We start from the raw sequence: 17748 nt of genomic DNA, 5'->3' as shown, positions 1-17748 counted from the left end.
GTGTCCTGGTGTCCGGCTTTCCTGGTGTCCTGGCGCTCCGGCGTCCCGGTGTCCTGGCGTGCTGGTGTGCTGACTTCCTGGTGTCCTGGTGTCCTGGTGTCCTGACTTCCTGGCGTCCCGGGGTGCGGGGCGGGCGGCTCAGCGGTCCGCGGCGGCCCGTCCCCTGCGCAGCGCGTCGGCGACGTCGAGCATCCGGCGGGTCTGGTACGCGAGGGCGGCGAGGTTGTCCTCGGTGACGTTCTCCGCCAGCCGGCCCGGAACCGCCTGCCGGCCGGAGACCGAACTGACGCCGTAGGGGTTGCCGTTGCTGGGGGCCGTCATGATCTCGTCGGTGACGCCGGGCGGCACGATGATCCCGCCCCAGTGGTAGAAGACGGCGTTGAGCGAGAGGATCGTCGCCTCCTGGCCGCCGTGCGGGGCGCCGGTGGAGGTGAAGGAGGCCATCACCTTGCCCTGCAGGCCGCCGCGGGCGTTCAGCGGCCAGGCGAGCTCGATGAAGTGCTTGAGCGGGGCGGCGATCATCCCGAACCGGCCGGGGCCGCCGAGCAGGATCACGTCGGCCCAGGCGAGGTCGTCGACGGAGGCGGTGGGGACGGCCGCGATCGCCGCGGCGTTCTCCTGCCAGGCCTCGGTCCACTCGGTGAACTCCGGGGCCAGGGAAGCCTCGACGTACTCGGGGACCCGGCGCAGCCGGGCCACGGCGCCGGCCTTGGTGGCGGCCTCCTCGGCGGCCAGGGCGAGCTTGTGGACGTTGCCGGTGCCCGAGTAGTAGACGATCGAGATCCTCGTCGGCGCGGAGGTGTCGGCGGTGGACACGGTGGTGCTCCTCAGGGTCGGTGGCGGTGGTGGCAACAGGCTTTGGTGACAACGGCTTTGACGGCAACAGGCGGTGGTGGCAGCGGCTGCGGGGGCCGGAGCGGTGGGGTCGCGGGGTTACGGATCCCGGACCCCGCCCGCCCCGGCGGGTGGGGAGGGTCTCAGGCGGGGACGTCGGTCCCGAAGTAGCGGTCGCCGAAGTCGCCGATGCCGGGCACCATGAACGCGTTCTCGTTGAGCCGCTCCTCGATCGAGGAGGTCACGATCCGCACCCCGGGGTGGCGGTCGTGCACGGCCCGGATCCCCTCCGGGGCGGAGAGCAGGTTCACGAAGAGGATGTGCTCCTCCGGCACGCCGTGGTCGAGCAGCACCCCGATCGCGGCCAGCGCGGTGCCGCCGGTGGCGAGCATCGGGTCGAGCAGCAGCACATGGCCCCCGCCGATCCCGGCCGGCAGCGCCGCGTAGTACAGGCGCGGGAGCTTGGTGACCTTGTCCCGCTGGATCAGGATCTTGCCCAGCCTGGTCTCCGGTGCCATCACCCGCAGTTCGGACTCCATGCTGTCCCCGGCCCGGGCGACGGACACGCCGTAGACCGGGGTGGCCGGCGACAGGCCGTGGTAGACCTGCCCGACCGGGGTGCGGACGTCGCGCGCCTCGTAGGGCAGCAGGTCCAGCGCGGCGTCCAGCAGGCCGCGGATGATCCGGTTGGCGGAGAGGACGAAGTCCTCCCGGCGGGCGTCGCGGTCGCGGACGACCGCGTGCAGGGCCCGCAGGCGGTTGGTCTGGGGCACCAGGTGGGTCACCCGGGTCACGCCCCGCAGCGGCTCGGTCCCGGTGGCCATCAGGAGGCGCTCCGGCCGTCCTCCGCGGCGACCCGGGCGAAGGCCGCGCGGGCCTCCTGGACGAAGGTGCGCACCTTCTGCCGGTCCTTGCGCCGGGTGGCCTTGTCCTCCAGGCCGGTGTGGGCGTCCACGGCGGCGGGGCGGACGGCCTCGATGGCGGCCGCGACGTTCTCCGGCGTGAGCCCGCCCGCCATCATCAGCGGCTTGGGGGAGATCCGGACCAGCTCGGCGCTGACCGACCAGTCGTGGGTCAGGCCGGTCGCGCCCTTGGCGCCGGTGGCCGGGTTGAAACTGTCGGTGATGAACATGTCGACCCACTCGGCGGAGGTCTCGACGATGGTGCGCAGCTCGTCGATGTTGTCCGACTTCACCACCAGGCTCTTGAGCACGTAGAGGTCCGGGGCGAGGGTGCGCAGCCGGCTCAGCTCGGCCGGGGTCACGTCGCCGTGCAGCTGGATCGCGCTCACGCCGATCTCGGCGCAGAACTCGGCGATCTCGTCGGCCTGGGTCAGGTAGGTGATGATGACGCCCTTGTTGCCGGGCTGGATCGCCTTGACGATGGCGGCGGCGTCGGCCTCCGAGAGGTCCTCGTTCTTGGCCGGCAGGCGCAGGGCGAAGCCGAGCCAGTCGGCGCCCTCCTCGATGATCAGATCGGCCTCGGCCTGGTCGATGATGCCCGCGACCTGGATCAGTCCGTACATGTCTGCCTCCTCTGGCCCCGGCGGTCCTGGCCGGGGCCGGTCTGCGACGGTTTTCGGGAGCCGTCCGGGGACGGCGGTGGTGGCGCGGGGCCGCGTTGCGGGGCGGGCCCGGCGGGTGCGCTGCGGGGCGGCACGGCGGGTGCGCTGCGGAGCGGGGCCGGGTGAGCGGACCCGGGTCGGCGCGCCCGGGTCAGCGGGCTTCGGCGGCCTTGGCGATCTCGGCGACGACGAGGCGGGCCACCGGGGCGGCGGAGGCGGGGTTCTGCCCCGTGACGACCCGGCCGTCGCTCTGGGTGTGGGCCTGGTAGACGGGCGCCTTGGTGTGCAGCGCGCCCGACTCCTTCAGCCGGTCCTCCAGCAGGAACGGCATGACCTCGACCAGGCCGAGGGAGTCCTCCTCCTCATTGCTGAAGGAGGCGACCCGCTTGCCGCTCACCAGGAGGGTGCCGTCCGGCAGCCGCAGGTTGACCAGCGCGGCCGGGCCGTGGCAGACGGCGGAGACGACGCCGCCCCGGCCGTGGATGTCCATGGCGATCCGGGCCAGGTCCGGCGAGTCCGGGAAGTCCCACATGGCGCCGTGGCCGCCGACGTAGAAGATCGCCGCGTACTCGGCGGGGTCGACCTCGGCCGCCCGGCGGGTCGCCACCAGCTTGGCCTTGACGGTCTCGTCGGCCAGGAAGCCGACGATCTCGGGGTCGTCCTCCTCGCCCGGGAAGACCACGGCCGGCGGCTCGCCGCCGCGCACCGAGACGAAGTCGACCTCGTGGCCGGCACCGACGAAGACGTTGTAGGGGTGGGCCGCCTCCGAGACGCTGTAGCCCGTCCGGTTGCCGGTGTCGCCCAAGGTGTCGTGACTGCTGACGGCGAGCAGGATCTTGGCCATGGTTCCTCCTGGAGTCGCTGCGGAGTTGCTCCGCGGGTGGTCGGACGGGGTGGTCGGGCCCCGGGCGGGTGGCCGGCCCCGGCCGGTGCCGGGGCCGGGCGCTTCCGGGGCCTGGTGGCTGCGGGGCCGGGTGGCTGCGGGTGGAGGATCAGGCCCGGTGGATGAAGTCCTGGATCAGCTGCACGAGTTCGTCCGGCCGCTCGAAGATCACCATGTGGCCGCTGTCGATCTCGGTGTAGCTGGAGTTCGGGATCGCGGCCGCCAGCTCGCGGGAGTGCTCGGCGGGCACGGCGGCGTCCGGGTACGGGGCCAGCACCAGGGTCTCGGCCTCGACCTTGCCGACGATGTCGCGGATGTCGACCTGGACCAGCAGCTCCAGCTGGCGGATGCGGCCGTTGGACGGGCTCAGCTCGGAGCCGAGGTTCTCGACGTCGCTCAGGCTCGGCCGGGTGCGGATGTAGCGCGGGCTGAAGGCGGTGGTGCTCAGGACGCGGCCGAAGGCCTTGGCGTCGTGCTTCTGACTGAGCGTCAGGCCGATCAGGTTCTCGATGTAGAGGTCCGACTTCACCAGGCCGCCGATCGGCACCAGGCGGCGCACCAGCCCGGGGTGCAGCGCGGCGGTGGCGGCGACGACGGCCCCGCCGAGCGAGAAGCCCACCAGGTCCACCGGGCCGAGGCCGGCGTGCTCGATCACGGCGGCGACCTCGTCGGCGAGCTGCTCGACGGTCAGCGGCGTGCCGTCGTCCTCGGCGGTCTCGCTGCCGGAGAGCTCCGGCAGGATGACGGTGTTGCGGCGGGCGAAGTCCTCCACGAGGTGCCCGAAGGTGACCTGACCCCCCTTGCCCACACCGTGCACCAGGACCAGGGCGGGCCCCTCGCCGGTCACGGTGTAGTGGACGCGCGAGTTTCCGACGGAGATCGTGGGCATGACGGATCGCCTCCTGTGACGATGCGGAAAGGAATACCCCGACAGACCCTGACCGGGGAATCGGAAAATGTGGTGCGGGCATGCGTACGGAAATTCGCACGGAGAATTCCGCCGGCCCCACCGGATTCGCATGGGAGCAGGCCGCCGGGTTCCGCGGGATGCGGCTGCGCAGGATTTCGACAACGCCGGCCGACTTCGCCACAGGGGCGGCCGGACGGATGGTGCGGGTCCGCACGACGAAGCGCGGGGCCAATGACGACGCGGACACGACATGCCGGAGTACGGGAAAGAGGCGCCCTTCGGCCCCCACTCCCTCGATCACTCGAAGTAGAATTTATCTACTTCCAGCGATCCGGTCAAGCTTGCAGATCACCTTCGAGTGATCCGACGCCCGACGCGTAGCGCGCAAAGGTGCGCGACAAATGCGCGCGAAAAGCAATAAAGCTTAGCAAAACGGACATCAGGCAAAGGTGGGAGTTCGCCTCCGACGGCCGCACAGAACTCCGGTCGCGGTCACGAGCTCATGCCGATGCCCCGGATGTCGGGATCTTCCGCTGCCTGGGCACTATCATTCTTTCAGACCCCATCCAGTGGAGTATGCCCGTGCCCGACCGCTTGTTCGACGGCAATAAGCTGCGCAACCTCCGCGTCGTCAAAGGAATGTCGCAGGCCACGCTGGCGGCCGGGCTTCATGTGAAAGTGAACGCCGTCTATCGCTGGGAGAACGGCCTGGCAGCTCCCCCGCCGGAGCGTTTGCCGACGATCGCCGCATTCCTGGACACCGACCTGGACGAGCTCTTTCCGCGCGGCGAATCACCGAATCTCGCCGACCTCCGGTGCGACGCCGGGATGACCCAGGCGGACACCGCGCGCCACACCAACACCGCCTCCCCCATGCCGGTGCGGGCCGCCGAACAGGGCAGACGACCGCTCTCCGAGCAGGCGGTGACGGCCCTGGCCGCCGCCTACGGGGTGACCCGGGCCGAACTGCTCGCGGCGCAGCGGCGCTCCTTCGGCCAGGCCGAGGAGCCCGCGGCGGAACCCTCGGCCGAGGGCGCCCGGGTGGCACGGAAGCTGGAGTCGCTGCGCACCGAGGTGTACGGCGGGGTGGCGCCCTCCGACGCGCACCTCGCGGCCGAGGGCAACCGCAGGAGCGGCTCCGCCGCGCTCACCGAGGAGCTGGTCCGCTCGCTGCGGGCGGGTGAGGTCGCCGAGCCGGCGGACGCGGCGCTCGACGCCCTGGCGCTCGCCCTCGACGTGCCGCCGGTCTACTTCCGGCAGGACGATCCGGAGGTGGACGCGCTGATCCTGTCCACCCGGGCCGTGCGCGACAGGTTCACCGTGATGGCCGCGCGCGGCGCGGGCCAGGACCTGCCGAAGGAATCCTGGGACCAGCTCCGGGACTTCATCAGCGGGACGATGGCGGAGATCTTGGGAGAGGGCGGGAACGGGCGCCCGGAGTGAGGCGTTCGGCCGCCGCCTGCCGGGCCTCCCGGCCCGATGGCTCCGCCCCGGCCCCGGCCCCGGAGCTGGCTGCGGCTGCGGAGGACGCCCGGCGGTCGGTCCCCGACGCCGGTCCGCGCTCGCGCCGGCGACTGATCAACCGGGCCGCGTGGTCGGCGCGCAGCTCGATGAAGGCGTCCCGCTTCAGGGACCTGGCCGTCGCCGGGATCCCTCCGACCGGTGCCATCCCGCGCGCCCGCAGGACGTCGGGCGGGCCGACCAGGCCGGTGCCGTCGCCGGCCCACAGGTGCACCAGCTGATGGACCTTCAACTCCACCTCGTGGGAGAGCGACCGGCCCTCGCGGTGGAGGATCAGGTCGACCGGGCGGGTGTCGTGCTTCACCAGGAGGCCGCAGGTGCCGTCGAGCCCGGTCAGATGGGCCGCCGGGATCGGGCGCAGCACGATGTGCCGGCCGCTGGCCTCCGCGAGGTTCCCGACCAGGCGGTCGAGGTCGAAGGGGTCCGGGAGGGGCATGGAGGCGACGAGGCGCTCGCCGTCCTGCTCGGCCTGGAGGTGCAGCAGTCCCGCACCTCGGTGCCGGTACATCCCGGAGAGAATTCCGGGCGCGTCGTGACCGCGGCGAGGAGCCCCGCTCATTTCGGGGATCCCGTACCGCCGATCCCTCTTTCCAGAATTTGGCACCGGGTGTGTAAGTAGCCTACTCTGCGCATTCTACATTCCCCCTTCTGTGCACGGCTCATAAAGTCGTCGCAAAGGCACGCGGAAACGTTCGGAATCGCTCAAAAATTCGCTCTTGGATATGCGACGAGCGCGACCCGATGATATATATCTATCGGTCGCAGCAGTTCGCCGTCGAGTCCTCGGGCCCTGAAGTCCGCCCTTACGGGCAGGTTGTCGGCCCGGAATCCCCCGCTTCCTGCGACCGCCGGGTCCACGATGTTCACAGCGACCCGGCGCGCAAGGCACGATTCCGATGCCCCCCGTTCATGCCTGTCTGATAGTGCTCCCTCCCGAGGGGCGCCGGCCGACCCCCAGCCCGGCGTTACCGAGGTGCGAGCGTGCCGAGGCTACGATAAATCTCGGACAACCACCATGGTGCATGGTTTACGACATCTGGCCGAAACTCACCAGCCATCGGGCGGCGAAATCCGGACCCGGCCGGACCGCCCGCGCCCGGCCCGGCGACACCGGACCCGGGCCGCCCGTCCGCCCCTCCGGCATCGTCCGACGTCATGCGTTGTCGCGCGGTACCGGGCGAGGCCGCCCGCAGCACCGCGCACGGCGCGGCCGCGCGGCGGCCCGGCTCCGGGGCCCGACCGGCGCGGCCTGGGACAGGGCCCGGATCAAGTCGTGATCGATCCGCCGGATTCGCCGTAGCGGTGGCGCGGGAGGCGGTGGCCCCTCGGCGCCGCAGGTGGTGGGCCCTCGGCGCCCCGGAGGCCGGCCCCTCAGTGCCCCGCGTCCACCGCCCCGCCCAGCCGGGCCAGGGCCGCGGCGGCGCCCGCGTCCGGCCCCGGCGAGAAGACGTGCACCACGAGACCGGTCTCGCCCGGCGCGGCCGGGACGTGCAGGGCCTCGAAGTCCAGCGACAGGGTCCCGGTGACCGGGTGGTGCAGCCGCTTGTGGCCCGAGGTGCAGTTCATCACCTCGCCGGAGTCCCAGATCCGGCGGAACTCCGGGCTCGCCGCCGACAGTTCGGCGATCAGACCGGTCAGCTCCGCATCGTCCGGCCAGGTGCCCGCCGAGGCCCGCAGCTGGCCGACCGCCTCGGCGGCCCGGTCCGACCACTCCGGGTGGACGGTGCGGGCGGCGGGGTCCAGGAACAGGAAGCGGGCCTGGTTGCGGTCCCGTCGGCCCCCCGACTCCCCCAGGCCGCCGATGAGTTCGGCGCCCAGCGGGTTCCAGGCCACCACGTCGAGCCGGTGGTCGGTCACGAAGGCCGGCATCCCCGCGCCCAGGGCGTCCAGCATGCCGCGCAGCAGCGGACTCACCCGGGGCGCCGGCGGCGGCAGCCGACGGGAGCCCGCCAGGGTGTCCAGATGGCGGCGTTCCGCCGCCGACAGGCCCAGGGTCCGGGCCAGCGCCTCCAGCACCTCGAACGACGGCTGGGTGGACCGCCCCTGTTCCAGCCGGACGTAGTAGTCGACACTGATCCCGGCCAACTGCGCCAGCTCCTCACGGCGCAGCCCGCGCACCCGCCGCCGTCCACCGGCCGTCAGCCCGACCAGCTCCGGTGCGACCCGGGCCCGGCGGGCCCGCAGGAACTCCCCCAGGGCGGGGCGGGGAACGGCGGCACGAGCGGCGGCGGTGGTCTCCATACGCTCCAGTATGGTGGCCCTCCCGTTACCAGGATCCGGAGTCCGCCGGAACAGCAGGGACCTGGCTGCGACCCGCCGCCCCGGCGAGGGTGGAGCCATGAGCAACCACACCCCGCAGCAGCGGCCCCGGCGCGTCCTCGTCGTCACCGCCCACCCCGAACCCCGCTCGCTCACCGCCGCGCTGGGCGACTTCGCAGTCACCCGGCTGCGCGCCGCCGGGCACGAGGTGGAGGTCTCCGACCTGTACGCGATGAAGTGGCACGCCGCCCTCGACGCCGACGACTTCCCCGACCACCCGGCGGGCACCCGCCTCGGGGTACTCGGCGCCCAGGACCAGGCCACCCGCACGGGGCGGCTCTCGGCCGACATCGCCGCCGAGCAGGAGAAGCTGCGCCGGGCCGACGCGGTGGTGTTCCAGTTCCCGCTGTGGTGGTTCTCGGCACCCGCGATCCTCAAGGGCTGGATCGACCGGGTGCTGACCTTCGGCTTCGCGCACGGCCCGGACGTCCCCCCGCCGTACAGCGAGGGCGCGTTGGGCGGCAAGCGCGGCCTGCTCGCGGTGAGCGTCGGGGGCCGCGAGTCCGCGTTCACCGACCGGGGCGCGCACGGGCCGCTGGCGGACCTGCTGTTCCCGCTGCAGCACGGGGTGTTCTGGTTCAGCGGCATCGCGGCCCTCGAACCGTTCGCCGTGTACCGGTCGGAGGGCCTGTCGGCCGAGGAGTTCGAGGCCGCCGCGGAAGCCTACGGACAGCGCCTGGACGCCCTGTTCACCGAGGAGCCGGTCCCGTTCCGCCGCCTGGACGGCGGCGACTACGGACGCGACATGCGCCTGCAGGAGGGCGTGGAGCGGACCGGCACCACCGGCCTCTCGCTCCACCGGCGCTGAGCGCACACCAGTCCCCGGCCCCCGGGGGCGCCGACCGTACAGGGGTCGACCGGCGCCCCCGGGGACCGGTCGCGTCGGGGGGCCGGCCGGGTCAGGAGGCCGGTCGCGTCGGAGGGCCGGTCGCGTCAGAAGGTCGCGAGGTCCAGGGCTTCGCGCAGCGAGGCGTAGCCGACGCAGGCCAGCAGCCACACCCCGAACCCGGCCGTACCGGCGGCCAGGATCCGGCCGACGCGGCCGCGCCGCTCCCTCGGGCGGCGCAACTGCCGCACGCCGAGGAGCAGCAGCAGGACGGCGACGGCGCCCAGGGCGCAGGCGAGCAGCGGGTCCCGGCGGTGGGCGAGTTCGGCCAGCACGAAGACACCGGCGAGGGATGCGGTGGTCAGCAGCGCGAGCAGCGTGCCGAGCACCAGCTCCCCCAGCAGTTCGCCGAGGAACCGGCCGATCGCCGACAGGCAGCCGCGCACCGGCCCGTGCACCGGGTCGCCCACCGGTGTCGGGTCCCCCGGCAGGTGGACCGGGCCGGGCCCGGGCCTCCCCGGATCCGGTATGCCGGGGCCCTCCTCGGCCGTGCTCCCCACTGTCCCCTCCCCCGCCGGGCGGACCTCGGTCGCCCCTGTCGATGCCGATCGATGCGGGTCGACAGGCTACCTGCGGCGGCCGACCGGCCGAGTGCTGAGGCGGCACCCGGCCGAGCGGTCGGCCGGAAACCACCGGCGGACGCGCGTGGGCGGGGCGTCGGCGACGGAAGGCCCGGCGCCCCGGGCCGCCCGCGCGACAGGGGCCGACCCGTCAGGCCGTCCCGGGGCCGGAGGCGGGCGGGACCGGGCGGTCGTCGAGAAGGGCCTGGCCCAGCGGGGTGAGGGTGTGGCGGACGCCGGAGCCGGAGCGTTCGGTGGTGAGCAGGCCGGCGGAGCGCAGGACGGTGGCGTGGTGGCTCGCGGTGGCGGGCGAGGTGCCGGTGCGGCGCGCGAGTTCGGCGGTGCCCGCCGGGTCGGCGGCCGCCCGGAGGGTGCGGGCGCGGGTGGCGCCGAGCAGCGCGACGAGCGCGCCGTCGGGCTCCGCCGGGGCGGCGGCCGCCCAGACCGCCCGGTAGGTGGCCAGATCGCGGACCAGCGGGTAGTGCAGCACGATCGGGTACTCGGGGCCCCGGTTGTCCGTCAGCGCGAGCGGCTCGGGCCAGAAGAAGGTGGGCACCAGGACGATCCCGGTACCCCGCAGGGTCAGGTCGGCGTCGATCGGACAGGGCAGCGACAGCACCGGTGACTCCCAGCGGACGTCCGGGTGCAGCGAGCCGAGCAGACCGTCCAGTCCGGTGTCGGCGGCCGCCAGCGCCCGCGCGGTGCGCTCGGTGTGGGTGGCGGCCAGCAACTGCGGCCAGTAGGGCGCCACCGCGAAGGCGTGGTACTCGCGGAGCCTGCGTTGCACCAGGCCGCGCCACTCGCGGTCGCCCCGGTACAGTTCGCGGACCCAGCGGGGCGCCGTCGGGCGCAGGTACTCCAGGGCGCACAGGTCCGCCGCCCACAACTGCCGGGGCAGTGACCAGGTCTGCTCCAGGCTGTCCACCAGGCTGCCGGTGTCCGCGTGCAGGAACGCCTCCGGTGCCTCCTTGGCACCCGCCGAGGTCGCCAGCTCGAACAGCGGGCGCAGTTCGGGGCGCAGGCGCCCGCGGGTCATGCTGCGCCACCCCTCCAGTGCCACGCCGCCCATCCCGCGGGTCTGCACCAGCGACAGGCTCAGTACGGTCTCCGTGAGCGGGTCGGGTGCCCGCGCGATCCGTACCCTGGTCAGGTCGTCGTGGGTGAAGTGGATACGCAGCAATCCGGTCCTTCCCTCGGCTTCCCCGGCGAGGCGCAGCGACGGCGCCGGCAGTGGCGCTGGGCAGTGGCGGTGGCGGCCCGGCCCCCGTCGCATCCTCGGGTCCACCGTATGCGCACGCGCCCGGCCGGACGGGGGCGTTGCCCGGCTCTGACCGGTTCGTGGCACGTCACGGACATTGCCACGCCCGAATTCGATGGAGCCCGAAGGGTCTTGGGGCGAACACGTCCGGACGCCGAGACTGGCGGCCGGGGCGCTCCGCTGCGGGGCGTCCGGACCGTCACCAGACCGGGAGTGCACCGATCATGCGATCCAGCCGCCAGTCCACCGTCCGCTCCGGCGTCCGCTTCACCCTCCGCTCCGGCGTCGTCGCCGGGTCGGTGCTCGCCGCCGCCACCGTGCTGGCCGCGCCCGCGCAGGCGGCGCCGGTGCTGCACAGCTACGTGAACGTGGTCCAGGGCAAGTGCCTGGACATCCGCGGCGCCTCCACCGCCGAGGGCGCGGTGCTCCAGGAGTTCGACTGCAAGAACGACTCGAACCAGCGCTTCTGGTCGGACACCGGGGCCGACGGGGCCACCGAGCTGCGGGTGCAGAAGTCCGGCCTGTGTCTCGAACCGAGCACGCTCAACACCTACAGCCCGGTGATCCAGCGGGCCTGCTCCGGCGCCGCCACCCAGCGTTGGGAACTGCTCCCGCACGGCCCGAACGCGGTCGTGTTCAAGAACGTGGCGTCCGGCCTGTGCCTCCAGGACTACTACTCGGCGGGCGGCGCCCGGCGCGACGTCAACATGTGGCAGTGCCAGGAGAGCGCCTACCAGCAGTGGGTGCTGCGCTGAGCCCGGCACCGGCGGAGCGGGGCGGTCCCGGCGCGACCGGGGCCGCCCCGCGGCGGTCGGACGGCTCGGGCGGCGGTCAGACGGCGGAGCCCGGGGCCGTCGTGACGCCCGCCTGGACGCCCAGGGTGCGTTCGGCCTTGGCGACGGCCGCGCGGTAGTAGAGCGAGGCGAGCTGGGAGTCGTCGGAGTCGCGCTGGAAGAACCCGTAGGCGAGGGCGACGTCGCCGAGGCGCTCGATGCCGAGGTAGCCGTTGAGCCGGACGCCGGCGAGGTCGCCGTCGAGGCGGACGGCCGGGGCCCCGGCGCGGTCGCCGAGGGCGATCGGGGTCACCGAGAAGGTCACGGCCGCGCCGGTGTTGTCGGTGAAGGTGATGCTGTGGCAGTCGGCGAACGCGGAGCCGACGGTGGCGAAGTCGGCGTCCAGCCGGGCCGCTTCCTCGGCGCTGAGGGACTCGGTGATCATCGGGGTGCCGTCCGGTCCGTCGAACTGCACTTCCTGGTGCGGTCCTTGGGTGGAGGCGCCGGACGGGTCCCGGTTCAGCAGCGCGCGCAGGGCGTCGCAGCCGGCCACCGGGGAGGCGCCCGCCTCCGGCGAGGAGTCCGGGCCGGCCGGGACCTCGGTGAAGTCGGGGCCGATCTCGGCGGCGGTCAGCAGGGCCGCCCGGAGCTGCTCGTCGGTCGGCAGCAGAGGCGCCGCCACCGTGACGGCGGAGGCGGACGTGGGCGCGGGTGGTGCTCCCGCCGCGAGCTGGGCGGTGCCGAGGGTGAGCACGGTGGCGACGGCCGCCGCGGTGAGCGCGCGGAGATGCCTCGGGAGGGACATACGGGCCCCCGATCGATGAGGTCGCGGAGGGACAGGCGTCCAGTGTCCCACCGGCCCCCGGGGAGCGCCCGCCCGGAGTGTGAAGGTGCAGGTCAGGAGCGGTTTTCCCGGGTTTCCGGGCCTTCTGCCGGCGGCTCGCCCGGTGCCGGCGGCTCGCCCGGTGCCGGCGGCAGGCTCTCGACGGTCTCCGCGAGCCACCGCACCCAGAAGGACTCCAGCCCGACACCGGCCCGCAGCACCGCGTACTGGAGCGGATCGGCCCCGTCCTCCTCGCCGGCCGGGAAGTCGCGCCGCCCGATCGCCTCGTACTGGGCCAACTGCGCCCGGTGCAGGTCGAGATGGCGGCGCAGCTCGGCTTCGAGCCCGGCCGTGCCGACCACGGCGGCGGCGCGCAGCCGCAGCACCAGCGGGTCGCGGATCGGCCGGGGGTCGTCGGCGGCGGCCGTCCACCGCGCCAGTTCGGCCCGGCCGGCGGGCAGTACCTCGTACTCCTTCTTCTGCCCGCGCACCGGACCGGCCTGCGGGAGCGCCCGGATCAGCCCGGTGGTCTCCAGCCGGCCCAGCTCGCGGTAGATCTGCTGGTGGGTGGCGGACCAGAAGAAGCCGATCGACCTGTCGAACCGCCGGGTCAGCTCCAGCCCCGAGGACGGCTGCTCCAGCAGGGCGGTGAGGATGGCGTGCGGCAGCGACATGGCACCGATCCTAGGTGCCGCCCCGCACGGCCGGTGCGGGCTCGTGCGGGGCGGCGTCCCGGGGGAACCGGCTCGTGCGGGGCAGCTCGCGGCAGGTCGTGCGGGGTGGCGTCCCGGAGGGAGCGGCCGCGGCGGCGCCCCGGGGTCAGAGGGCGGCGGCGAGCTCGGTGCCCTGCTTGACGGCGCGCTTGGCGTCGAGTTCGGCGGCCTCGTCGGCGCCGCCGATCAGGTGCGGGGTGACGCCCAGGGCGCGCAGGGCGGCGTCCAGGTCGCGGCGCGGCTCCTGGCCGGTGCACAGCACCACGGTGTCGACCGGCAGCAGCTGCGGCTCGCCGTCGACGGTGAAGTGCAGGCCCGCGTCGTCGATCCGGTCGTAGCCCGCGCCGGCGACCATGGCGACGCCGCGGTGCTTGAGCTCGGTGCGGTGGATCCAGCCGGTGGTCTTCCCCAGTCCGGCGCCGACCTTGGTGGTGCGGCGCTGGAACAGGTGGACCCGGCGCGGCGGCTCGGGCCGCTCGGGGCGGGCGAGGCCGCCGCGCTCGCGGTAGTCCCCGTCGATGCCCCAGTGCCGGCGGTGCACGGCCGGGTCGAGGCTGGGCGCGTCGCCGGCGTCGGTGAGGAACTCGGCGACGTCGAAGCCGATGCCGCCCGCGCCGAGGATCGCGACCCGCTCGCCGACGGCGGCCCCGTCGCGCAGCACGTCGAGGTAGCCGAGCACGCTGGGGTGGTCGACGCCCGGCAGGTCGGCGGGGTCGGGGACGCGCGGGCTGACGCCGGTGGCGAGCACGACCTCGTCGAAGCCCTCGGCGGCGAGCGCGGCCGCGTCGACCCAGCTGCCGAGCCGCAGCTCCACGCCGAGCTCCTCCAGCCGGTGGCGGTAGTAGCGCAGGGTCTCCGCGAACTCCTCCTTGCCCGGGATCCGGCGGGCGATGTCGAGCTGCCCGCCGATGACGGCGGCGGCGTCGAAGAGGGTGACCCGGTGGCCGCGCTCGGCGGCGGTGACGGCGCAGGCGAGGCCGGCCGGTCCGGCGCCGACGACGCCGACCCGCTTGGCCCGCCGGGTCGGGGCGAGCACCAGCTCGGTCTCGTGGCAGGCGCGCGGGTTGACCAGGCAGGAGGTGATCCTCCCGCTGAAGGTGTGGTCCAGGCAGGCCTGGTTGCAGCCGATGCAGGTGTTGACGGCCTCGGGGCGGCCCGCGGCGGCCTTGGCGACGAAGTCCGGGTCGGCGAGCAGCGGGCGGGCGAGCGAGACCAGGTCGGCGCAGCCGTCGGCGAGCAGCCGCTCGGCCAGCTCGGGGGTGTTGATCCGGTTGGTGGCGACCAGCGGCACGGACACCGAGCCCATGACCCGCTCGGTCACCCAGGCCCAGGCGCCGCGCGGCACCGAGGTGGCGATGGTGGGGATGCGCGCCTCGTGCCAGCCGATGCCGGTGTTGATGATGGTGGCGCCGGCCGCCTCGACCGCCTTGGCGAGCCGGACCACCTCGTCCAGGGTGGAGCCGCCGGGGACGAGGTCGAGCATGGAGAGCCGGTAGATCAGGATGAAATCCGGTCCGACCCGCTCCCGGACCCGGCGGACGATCTCGACCGGGAAGCGCATCCGGTTCTCGTAGCTGCCGCCCCAGTCGTCCTCGCGGTGGTTGGTGGCGGCGGCGACGAACTCGTTGATCAGGTAGCCCTCGGAGCCCATGATCTCGACGCCGTCGTAACCGGCGCGGCGGGCGAGTTCGGCGCAGCGGGCGAAGTCGTCGACCGTGGCCTCGACCTCGTCGGCGGTGAGGGCACGGGGCGGGAACGGGCTGATCGGGGCCTGCACGGCGCTGGGGGCGACCAGGGCGGGGTGGTAGGCGTAGCGGCCGAAGTGCAGGATCTGGAGCGCGATCCGGCCGCCGGCGGCGTGCACGGCGTCGGTGACGACGCGGTGCTTGTCCGCCTCCTCCTCGGTGGTGAGCTTGGCGCCGCCGTCCCAGGGGCGTCCGGCCTCGTTGGGGGCGATGCCGCCGGTGACGATGAGGCCGACGCCGCCGCGCGCGCGTTCGGCGTAGAAGGCGGCCATCCGCTCGAAGCCGTTCTCGGCCTCCTCCAGGCCGACGTGCATGGAGCCCATGATCACGCGGTTGGGGAGGGTGGTGAAGCCGAGGTCGAGCGGGCGCAGCAGGTGCGGGTAGGGCGGCGGGGTGCTGGCGGTCGTCGTCATCGCGGCTTCTCCTGGCGGGGGCGGGCGGGGCGGTGGTCGGGAGGGGCGGTGGTCGGGAGGGCGGAGGGGGTGGCTGGCCACCACACGGTAGGCGAGCCCGAGCACCCTATGCAACCAGTTGCATAAGTGATCCAGGGAACACCTCGGACACTGCGCTGACGGGCCGTCAGTCCACGGCGTATGGTCGACGGGACGACGGACGGGGCCGCTGGCGCCCCGGCGAGGAGGGGGAGCGGTCGTGCGGGGTGGATCGGTCGCCGTGGTCGGCGGCAGCATCGCGGGTTGCGCCTTCGCACGGGCGGCGGCCCGGGGCGGGGCCGAGCGGGTCACCGTGCTGGAGCGCAGCCCGGGGCACCTGGAGGACCGCGGGGTGGGCCTGTGCGTCCTGCTGGACCGCTACGACGAACTGGTCCTGGCGGGCCACCTGGACGACGGCATCCGCCACCATCCGCTCACCACCCGGCACTGGGTGGCCAAGGACCCGGCGGGCGCCCCGCGCGGGCGGGTGCTGTGGGTGCAGTCGATGGCCATGCACTCGTTCCACTGGGGCGTGCTGTGGCAGGGGCTGCGCGAACGCACCCCCGAGCGGGTGGAGTTCCGCCCCGGGACGGCCGTCACGGCGGCCGGCGGCACCGACCTCGCCGGACCGGCCTGGGTGGAGACGGCGGTCGGCGGGCGCGAGCCCTACGACCTGGTGGTGGGCGCCGACGGCCACCGGTCGGTGGTGCGCGCCGCCGTCTGCCCGGAGGCCCGGGCCGAGTACGCCGGGTACGTCGCCTGGCGCGGCAGCTTCGACGCCCGGCTGCTCGACCGGCTACCGGGTGGCGCGGCCCAGTGGCCCGCGGCGGAGGTGATCACAGCCTGCTACCCCGGCGGACAGGTCGTGCTCTACCGGATCCCCGGGCTGACCCCCGGCGCCACCCTGGTGAACTGGGTCTTCTACGCCCCCGCGCCCGACTGGCTGCGGACCGCCGGCGGCACCGACCCGCTCGGCTTCGCGGTCGGCTCGCTGGACGCCGCCCGCCGCGGCGAACTGTCCGCGCTCGCCGAGCGCGTCCTGCCGCCGTACTGGGCCGGCGTGGTCGACCTGACGCCCGTCGAGCGGATCCTGCTCCAGCCGATCCACGACCTGGAGACCCCGCGCCGCACCGCCGGCCGCCTGCTGCTCGCCGGGGACGCCGCGACACTGGTCCGCCCGCACACCACCAGCGGCGCGGCGAAGGCGCTGCAGGACGCGTCCGCCTTCGAGGACGCCTGGCGGGCGGCGGAGGGCTGGGCCGACCTGCTGCCCGGCTACGACCGCGAGCGCGGCGCGGCGGGGCGGGCGCTGGTGGAGCTCAGTCGCCGGCTCGGGCGGGCACAGGTCACCGGGGCGCCGGACTGGTCGGGCGTGGACGGGCCGGCGATGGCCGCGTGGTGGCGCGACCAACTGGGTGCCTCGGGCGGGTTCGGCGGGCTGGCGCTGGAGCGGAAGTCGAACCCCCAGGTCCCCGAGGGCCGTTGACCGCAGGTCGGCCACCGGGCGGCGACCCGCTCAGTCGACCGCCCGGTGGCCCGTTCACGTGGCCTGCTCACGTGGCCGGTTCAACCGGCCCGTTCACGTGGCTCGTTCAACCGGCCCGTTGAAACGGCCCGTTGAAGTGGCCCGTTCACGTGCTACCGGCGCCCCGGGTGCCCGCCGTCAGACGTTGACGCCGTAGTCGGTCGCGATGCCGCGCAGGCCGGAGGCGTAACCCTGGCCGATCGCGCGGAACTTCCACTCGGCGCCGTTGCGGTACAGCTCACCGAAGACCATCGCCGTCTCGGTGGAGGCGTCCTCGGTGAGGTCGTACCGGGCCAGCTCCTGGCCGTTGGCCTGGTTGACGATCCGGATGAAGGCGTTGCGCACCTGACCGAAGCTCTGGAACCGGGCGTCGGCGTCGTAGATCGACACCGGGAAGACCACCTTGGCCACGTCGACCGGGACACCGGCCAGGTCGACCTTGATCTGCTCGTCGTCGCCGTCGCCGCCACCGGTCAGGTTGTCGCCGCTGTGCTCGACCGAACCGTCCGGGCTGCGCAAGTTGTTGAAGAAGACGAAGTGCTGGTCCGAGACCACCTTGCCGTGCGCGTTGCAGAGCAGCGCGCTCGCGTCCAGGTCGTAGTCGGCGCCGGTGGTGGTGCGGACGTCCCAGCCGAGTCCGACGATGACGGCCGTCAGGCCCGGCGCCTCCTTGGTCAGCGAGACGTTGCCGCCCTTGGCCAGCGAAACTCCCACGATTGCCCTCCTCGGTTGCTCTCCCTGCCAAACGAATCTACAGCACTGTAGAGATCACGAGAATCCGTCGGTCGGCACATCCGCCGATCCGGCCGTTCCCCCCTTTGCCCCGCCGGTCGTCCCGCCATCCGCTCCACCGGTCGCTCCACCGGCCGCGTTGTCGGGCAGCAGCCGGACCCGACGGGACAGCAGCTCGACGAACGCCGTCGTCAGCGCGTCCGGCCTGGTCCTGGTGTACGCCACCAACGGTCGCCGCACCGGCGGTTCGGGTCGTCGCACCAGCCCGTCG

At 73.8% G+C, this 17748-nt stretch carries 17 protein-coding genes and 1 pseudogene; 4 read left to right on the top strand and 14 right to left on the bottom strand.

The features are described from left to right. Positions 1–138: 138 nt before the first annotated feature. The 5 genes from BI06_RS02345 to BI06_RS02325 all read right to left on the bottom strand — a co-directional run bounded on the left by BI06_RS02345 (position 139) and on the right by BI06_RS02325 (position 4170). On the bottom strand, positions 139–816 hold the full coding sequence (locus BI06_RS02345) for an NAD(P)H-dependent oxidoreductase (RefSeq protein ID WP_030391731.1): 678 nt from the start codon (positions 814–816) through the stop codon (positions 139–141). A 161-nt stretch (positions 817–977) separates the two neighbouring features. After that, positions 978–1658, bottom strand: coding sequence for a uracil phosphoribosyltransferase (gene upp, locus BI06_RS02340; protein WP_051740141.1), 681 nt, complete (start codon positions 1656–1658; stop codon positions 978–980). Continuing rightward, the gene (locus BI06_RS02335; protein WP_043464643.1) at positions 1658–2359 is read right to left on the bottom strand and encodes a phosphoribosylanthranilate isomerase; all 702 of its coding nucleotides are present in this window, start codon (positions 2357–2359) and stop codon (positions 1658–1660) included. The genes upp and BI06_RS02335 overlap by 1 nt, the downstream gene beginning before the upstream one ends. A 190-nt stretch (positions 2360–2549) precedes the next feature. Beyond that, on the bottom strand, positions 2550–3242 hold the full coding sequence (locus BI06_RS02330; protein ID WP_030391728.1) for a type 1 glutamine amidotransferase domain-containing protein: 693 nt from the start codon (positions 3240–3242) through the stop codon (positions 2550–2552). 148 nt (positions 3243–3390) lie between these two features. Beyond that, a complete protein-coding gene (locus tag BI06_RS02325) occupies positions 3391–4170 on the bottom strand; it encodes an alpha/beta fold hydrolase (RefSeq protein ID WP_030391727.1) in 780 nt (259 codons plus the stop codon). A gap of 597 nt (positions 4171–4767) precedes the next feature. On the opposite strand from BI06_RS02325, the gene BI06_RS02320 reads away from it, so the two are divergent. Beyond that, positions 4768–5634 carry a helix-turn-helix transcriptional regulator gene (locus BI06_RS02320; RefSeq protein WP_051740140.1) on the top strand — a complete coding sequence of 289 codons (867 nt, stop codon included), beginning with the start codon at positions 4768–4770 and terminating at the stop codon, positions 5632–5634. Here the strand turns inward: BI06_RS02320 and BI06_RS02315 are convergent. Together BI06_RS02315 and BI06_RS02310 are read right to left on the bottom strand one after the other, a co-directional pair. Beyond that, positions 5579–6220, bottom strand: coding sequence for a hypothetical protein (locus tag BI06_RS02315; protein ID WP_051740139.1), 642 nt, complete (start codon positions 6218–6220; stop codon positions 5579–5581). The two genes, BI06_RS02320 and BI06_RS02315, sit on opposite strands and share 56 nt — an antisense overlap. An 863-nt stretch (positions 6221–7083) precedes the next feature. Further along, entirely contained in the window at positions 7084–7953 is an 870-nt protein-coding gene (locus BI06_RS02310) for a helix-turn-helix transcriptional regulator (protein ID WP_051740138.1), read from the bottom strand. Positions 7954–8050: 97 nt separating this feature from the next. Here BI06_RS02310 and BI06_RS02305 point away from each other — a divergent pair, with 97 nt between their 5' ends. Next, positions 8051–8839, top strand: coding sequence for an NAD(P)H-dependent oxidoreductase (locus tag BI06_RS02305; RefSeq protein WP_043464639.1), 789 nt, complete (start codon positions 8051–8053; stop codon positions 8837–8839). Between the two features lie 125 nt (positions 8840–8964). Here BI06_RS02305 and BI06_RS02300 read toward each other — a convergent pair whose 3' ends face one another. Both BI06_RS02300 and BI06_RS02295 read right to left on the bottom strand, forming a co-directional pair. After that, positions 8965–9417: a hypothetical protein gene (locus tag BI06_RS02300; RefSeq protein WP_149030239.1), complete on the bottom strand. Its 453-nt coding sequence runs from the start codon at positions 9415–9417 to the stop codon at positions 8965–8967. A gap of 211 nt (positions 9418–9628) precedes the next feature. After that, complete coding sequence (locus tag BI06_RS02295) at positions 9629–10657, bottom strand: helix-turn-helix transcriptional regulator (RefSeq protein ID WP_043464634.1); 1029 nt, start codon at positions 10655–10657, stop codon at positions 9629–9631. Positions 10658–10959: 302 nt separating this feature from the next. On the opposite strand from BI06_RS02295, the gene BI06_RS02290 reads away from it, so the two are divergent. Next, positions 10960–11490, top strand: a complete 531-nt coding sequence (locus BI06_RS02290) for an RICIN domain-containing protein (protein ID WP_043464631.1) — start codon at positions 10960–10962, stop codon at positions 11488–11490. Positions 11491–11566: 76 nt separating this feature from the next. Here BI06_RS02290 and BI06_RS02285 read toward each other — a convergent pair whose 3' ends face one another. The 3 genes from BI06_RS02285 to BI06_RS02275 all read right to left on the bottom strand — a co-directional run bounded on the left by BI06_RS02285 (position 11567) and on the right by BI06_RS02275 (position 15202). Further along, positions 11567–12313 carry a hypothetical protein gene (locus tag BI06_RS02285; protein WP_043464627.1) on the bottom strand — a complete coding sequence of 249 codons (747 nt, stop codon included), beginning with the start codon at positions 12311–12313 and terminating at the stop codon, positions 11567–11569. A 92-nt stretch (positions 12314–12405) separates the two neighbouring features. Further along, on the bottom strand, positions 12406–13005 hold the full coding sequence (locus BI06_RS02280; protein ID WP_051740137.1) for a PadR family transcriptional regulator: 600 nt from the start codon (positions 13003–13005) through the stop codon (positions 12406–12408). Between the two features lie 145 nt (positions 13006–13150). Then, positions 13151–15202, bottom strand: coding sequence for an NADPH-dependent 2,4-dienoyl-CoA reductase (locus BI06_RS02275; protein ID WP_043464624.1), 2052 nt, complete (start codon positions 15200–15202; stop codon positions 13151–13153). 238 nt (positions 15203–15440) lie between these two features. Here BI06_RS02275 and BI06_RS02270 point away from each other — a divergent pair, with 238 nt between their 5' ends. After that, on the top strand, positions 15441–16706 hold the full coding sequence (locus BI06_RS02270) for an FAD-dependent monooxygenase (protein ID WP_043464620.1): 1266 nt from the start codon (positions 15441–15443) through the stop codon (positions 16704–16706). Between the two features lie 177 nt (positions 16707–16883). Here BI06_RS02270 and BI06_RS02265 read toward each other — a convergent pair whose 3' ends face one another. Both BI06_RS02265 and BI06_RS52830 read right to left on the bottom strand, forming a co-directional pair. Next, entirely contained in the window at positions 16884–17459 is a 576-nt protein-coding gene (locus BI06_RS02265) for a TerD family protein (protein ID WP_030391715.1), read from the bottom strand. 54 nt (positions 17460–17513) lie between these two features. Then, positions 17514–17748: pseudogene (locus BI06_RS52830) on the bottom strand (hypothetical protein); the annotation flags it as partial.

The sequence above is a fragment of the Kitasatospora sp. MBT66 genome (genome assembly GCF_000710405.2).
In the GTDB taxonomy this organism is placed as follows: Bacteria; Actinomycetota; Actinomycetes; order Streptomycetales; family Streptomycetaceae; genus Kitasatospora; species Kitasatospora purpeofusca.
Note: the sequence above shows the minus strand (reverse complement) of the source record. Positions and strands in the feature narration are given on the sequence as shown.

Excerpts from the sequence above, each read along its gene's own strand:
- BI06_RS02280 (WP_051740137.1), bottom strand. The coding sequence starts at position 13,005 with ATGTCGCTGCCGCACGCCATCCTCACCGCCCTGCTGGAGCAGCCGTCC.
- BI06_RS02305 (WP_043464639.1), top strand. The coding sequence starts at position 8,051 with ATGAGCAACCACACCCCGCAGCAGCGGCCCCGGCGCGTCCTCGTCGTC.
- BI06_RS02330 (WP_030391728.1), bottom strand. The coding sequence starts at position 3,242 with ATGGCCAAGATCCTGCTCGCCGTCAGCAGTCACGACACCTTGGGCGAC.
- BI06_RS02320 (WP_051740140.1), top strand. The coding sequence starts at position 4,768 with ATGCCCGTGCCCGACCGCTTGTTCGACGGCAATAAGCTGCGCAACCTC.
- BI06_RS02285 (WP_043464627.1), bottom strand. The coding sequence starts at position 12,313 with ATGTCCCTCCCGAGGCATCTCCGCGCGCTCACCGCGGCGGCCGTCGCC.
- BI06_RS02275 (WP_043464624.1), bottom strand. The coding sequence starts at position 15,202 with ATGACGACGACCGCCAGCACCCCGCCGCCCTACCCGCACCTGCTGCGC.
- BI06_RS02290 (WP_043464631.1), top strand. The coding sequence starts at position 10,960 with ATGCGATCCAGCCGCCAGTCCACCGTCCGCTCCGGCGTCCGCTTCACC.
- BI06_RS02335 (WP_043464643.1), bottom strand. The coding sequence starts at position 2,359 with ATGTACGGACTGATCCAGGTCGCGGGCATCATCGACCAGGCCGAGGCC.
- BI06_RS02315 (WP_051740139.1), bottom strand. The coding sequence starts at position 6,220 with ATGTACCGGCACCGAGGTGCGGGACTGCTGCACCTCCAGGCCGAGCAG.
- BI06_RS02310 (WP_051740138.1), bottom strand. The coding sequence starts at position 7,953 with ATGGAGACCACCGCCGCCGCTCGTGCCGCCGTTCCCCGCCCCGCCCTG.
- BI06_RS02325 (WP_030391727.1), bottom strand. The coding sequence starts at position 4,170 with ATGCCCACGATCTCCGTCGGAAACTCGCGCGTCCACTACACCGTGACC.
- upp (WP_051740141.1), bottom strand. The coding sequence starts at position 1,658 with ATGGCCACCGGGACCGAGCCGCTGCGGGGCGTGACCCGGGTGACCCAC.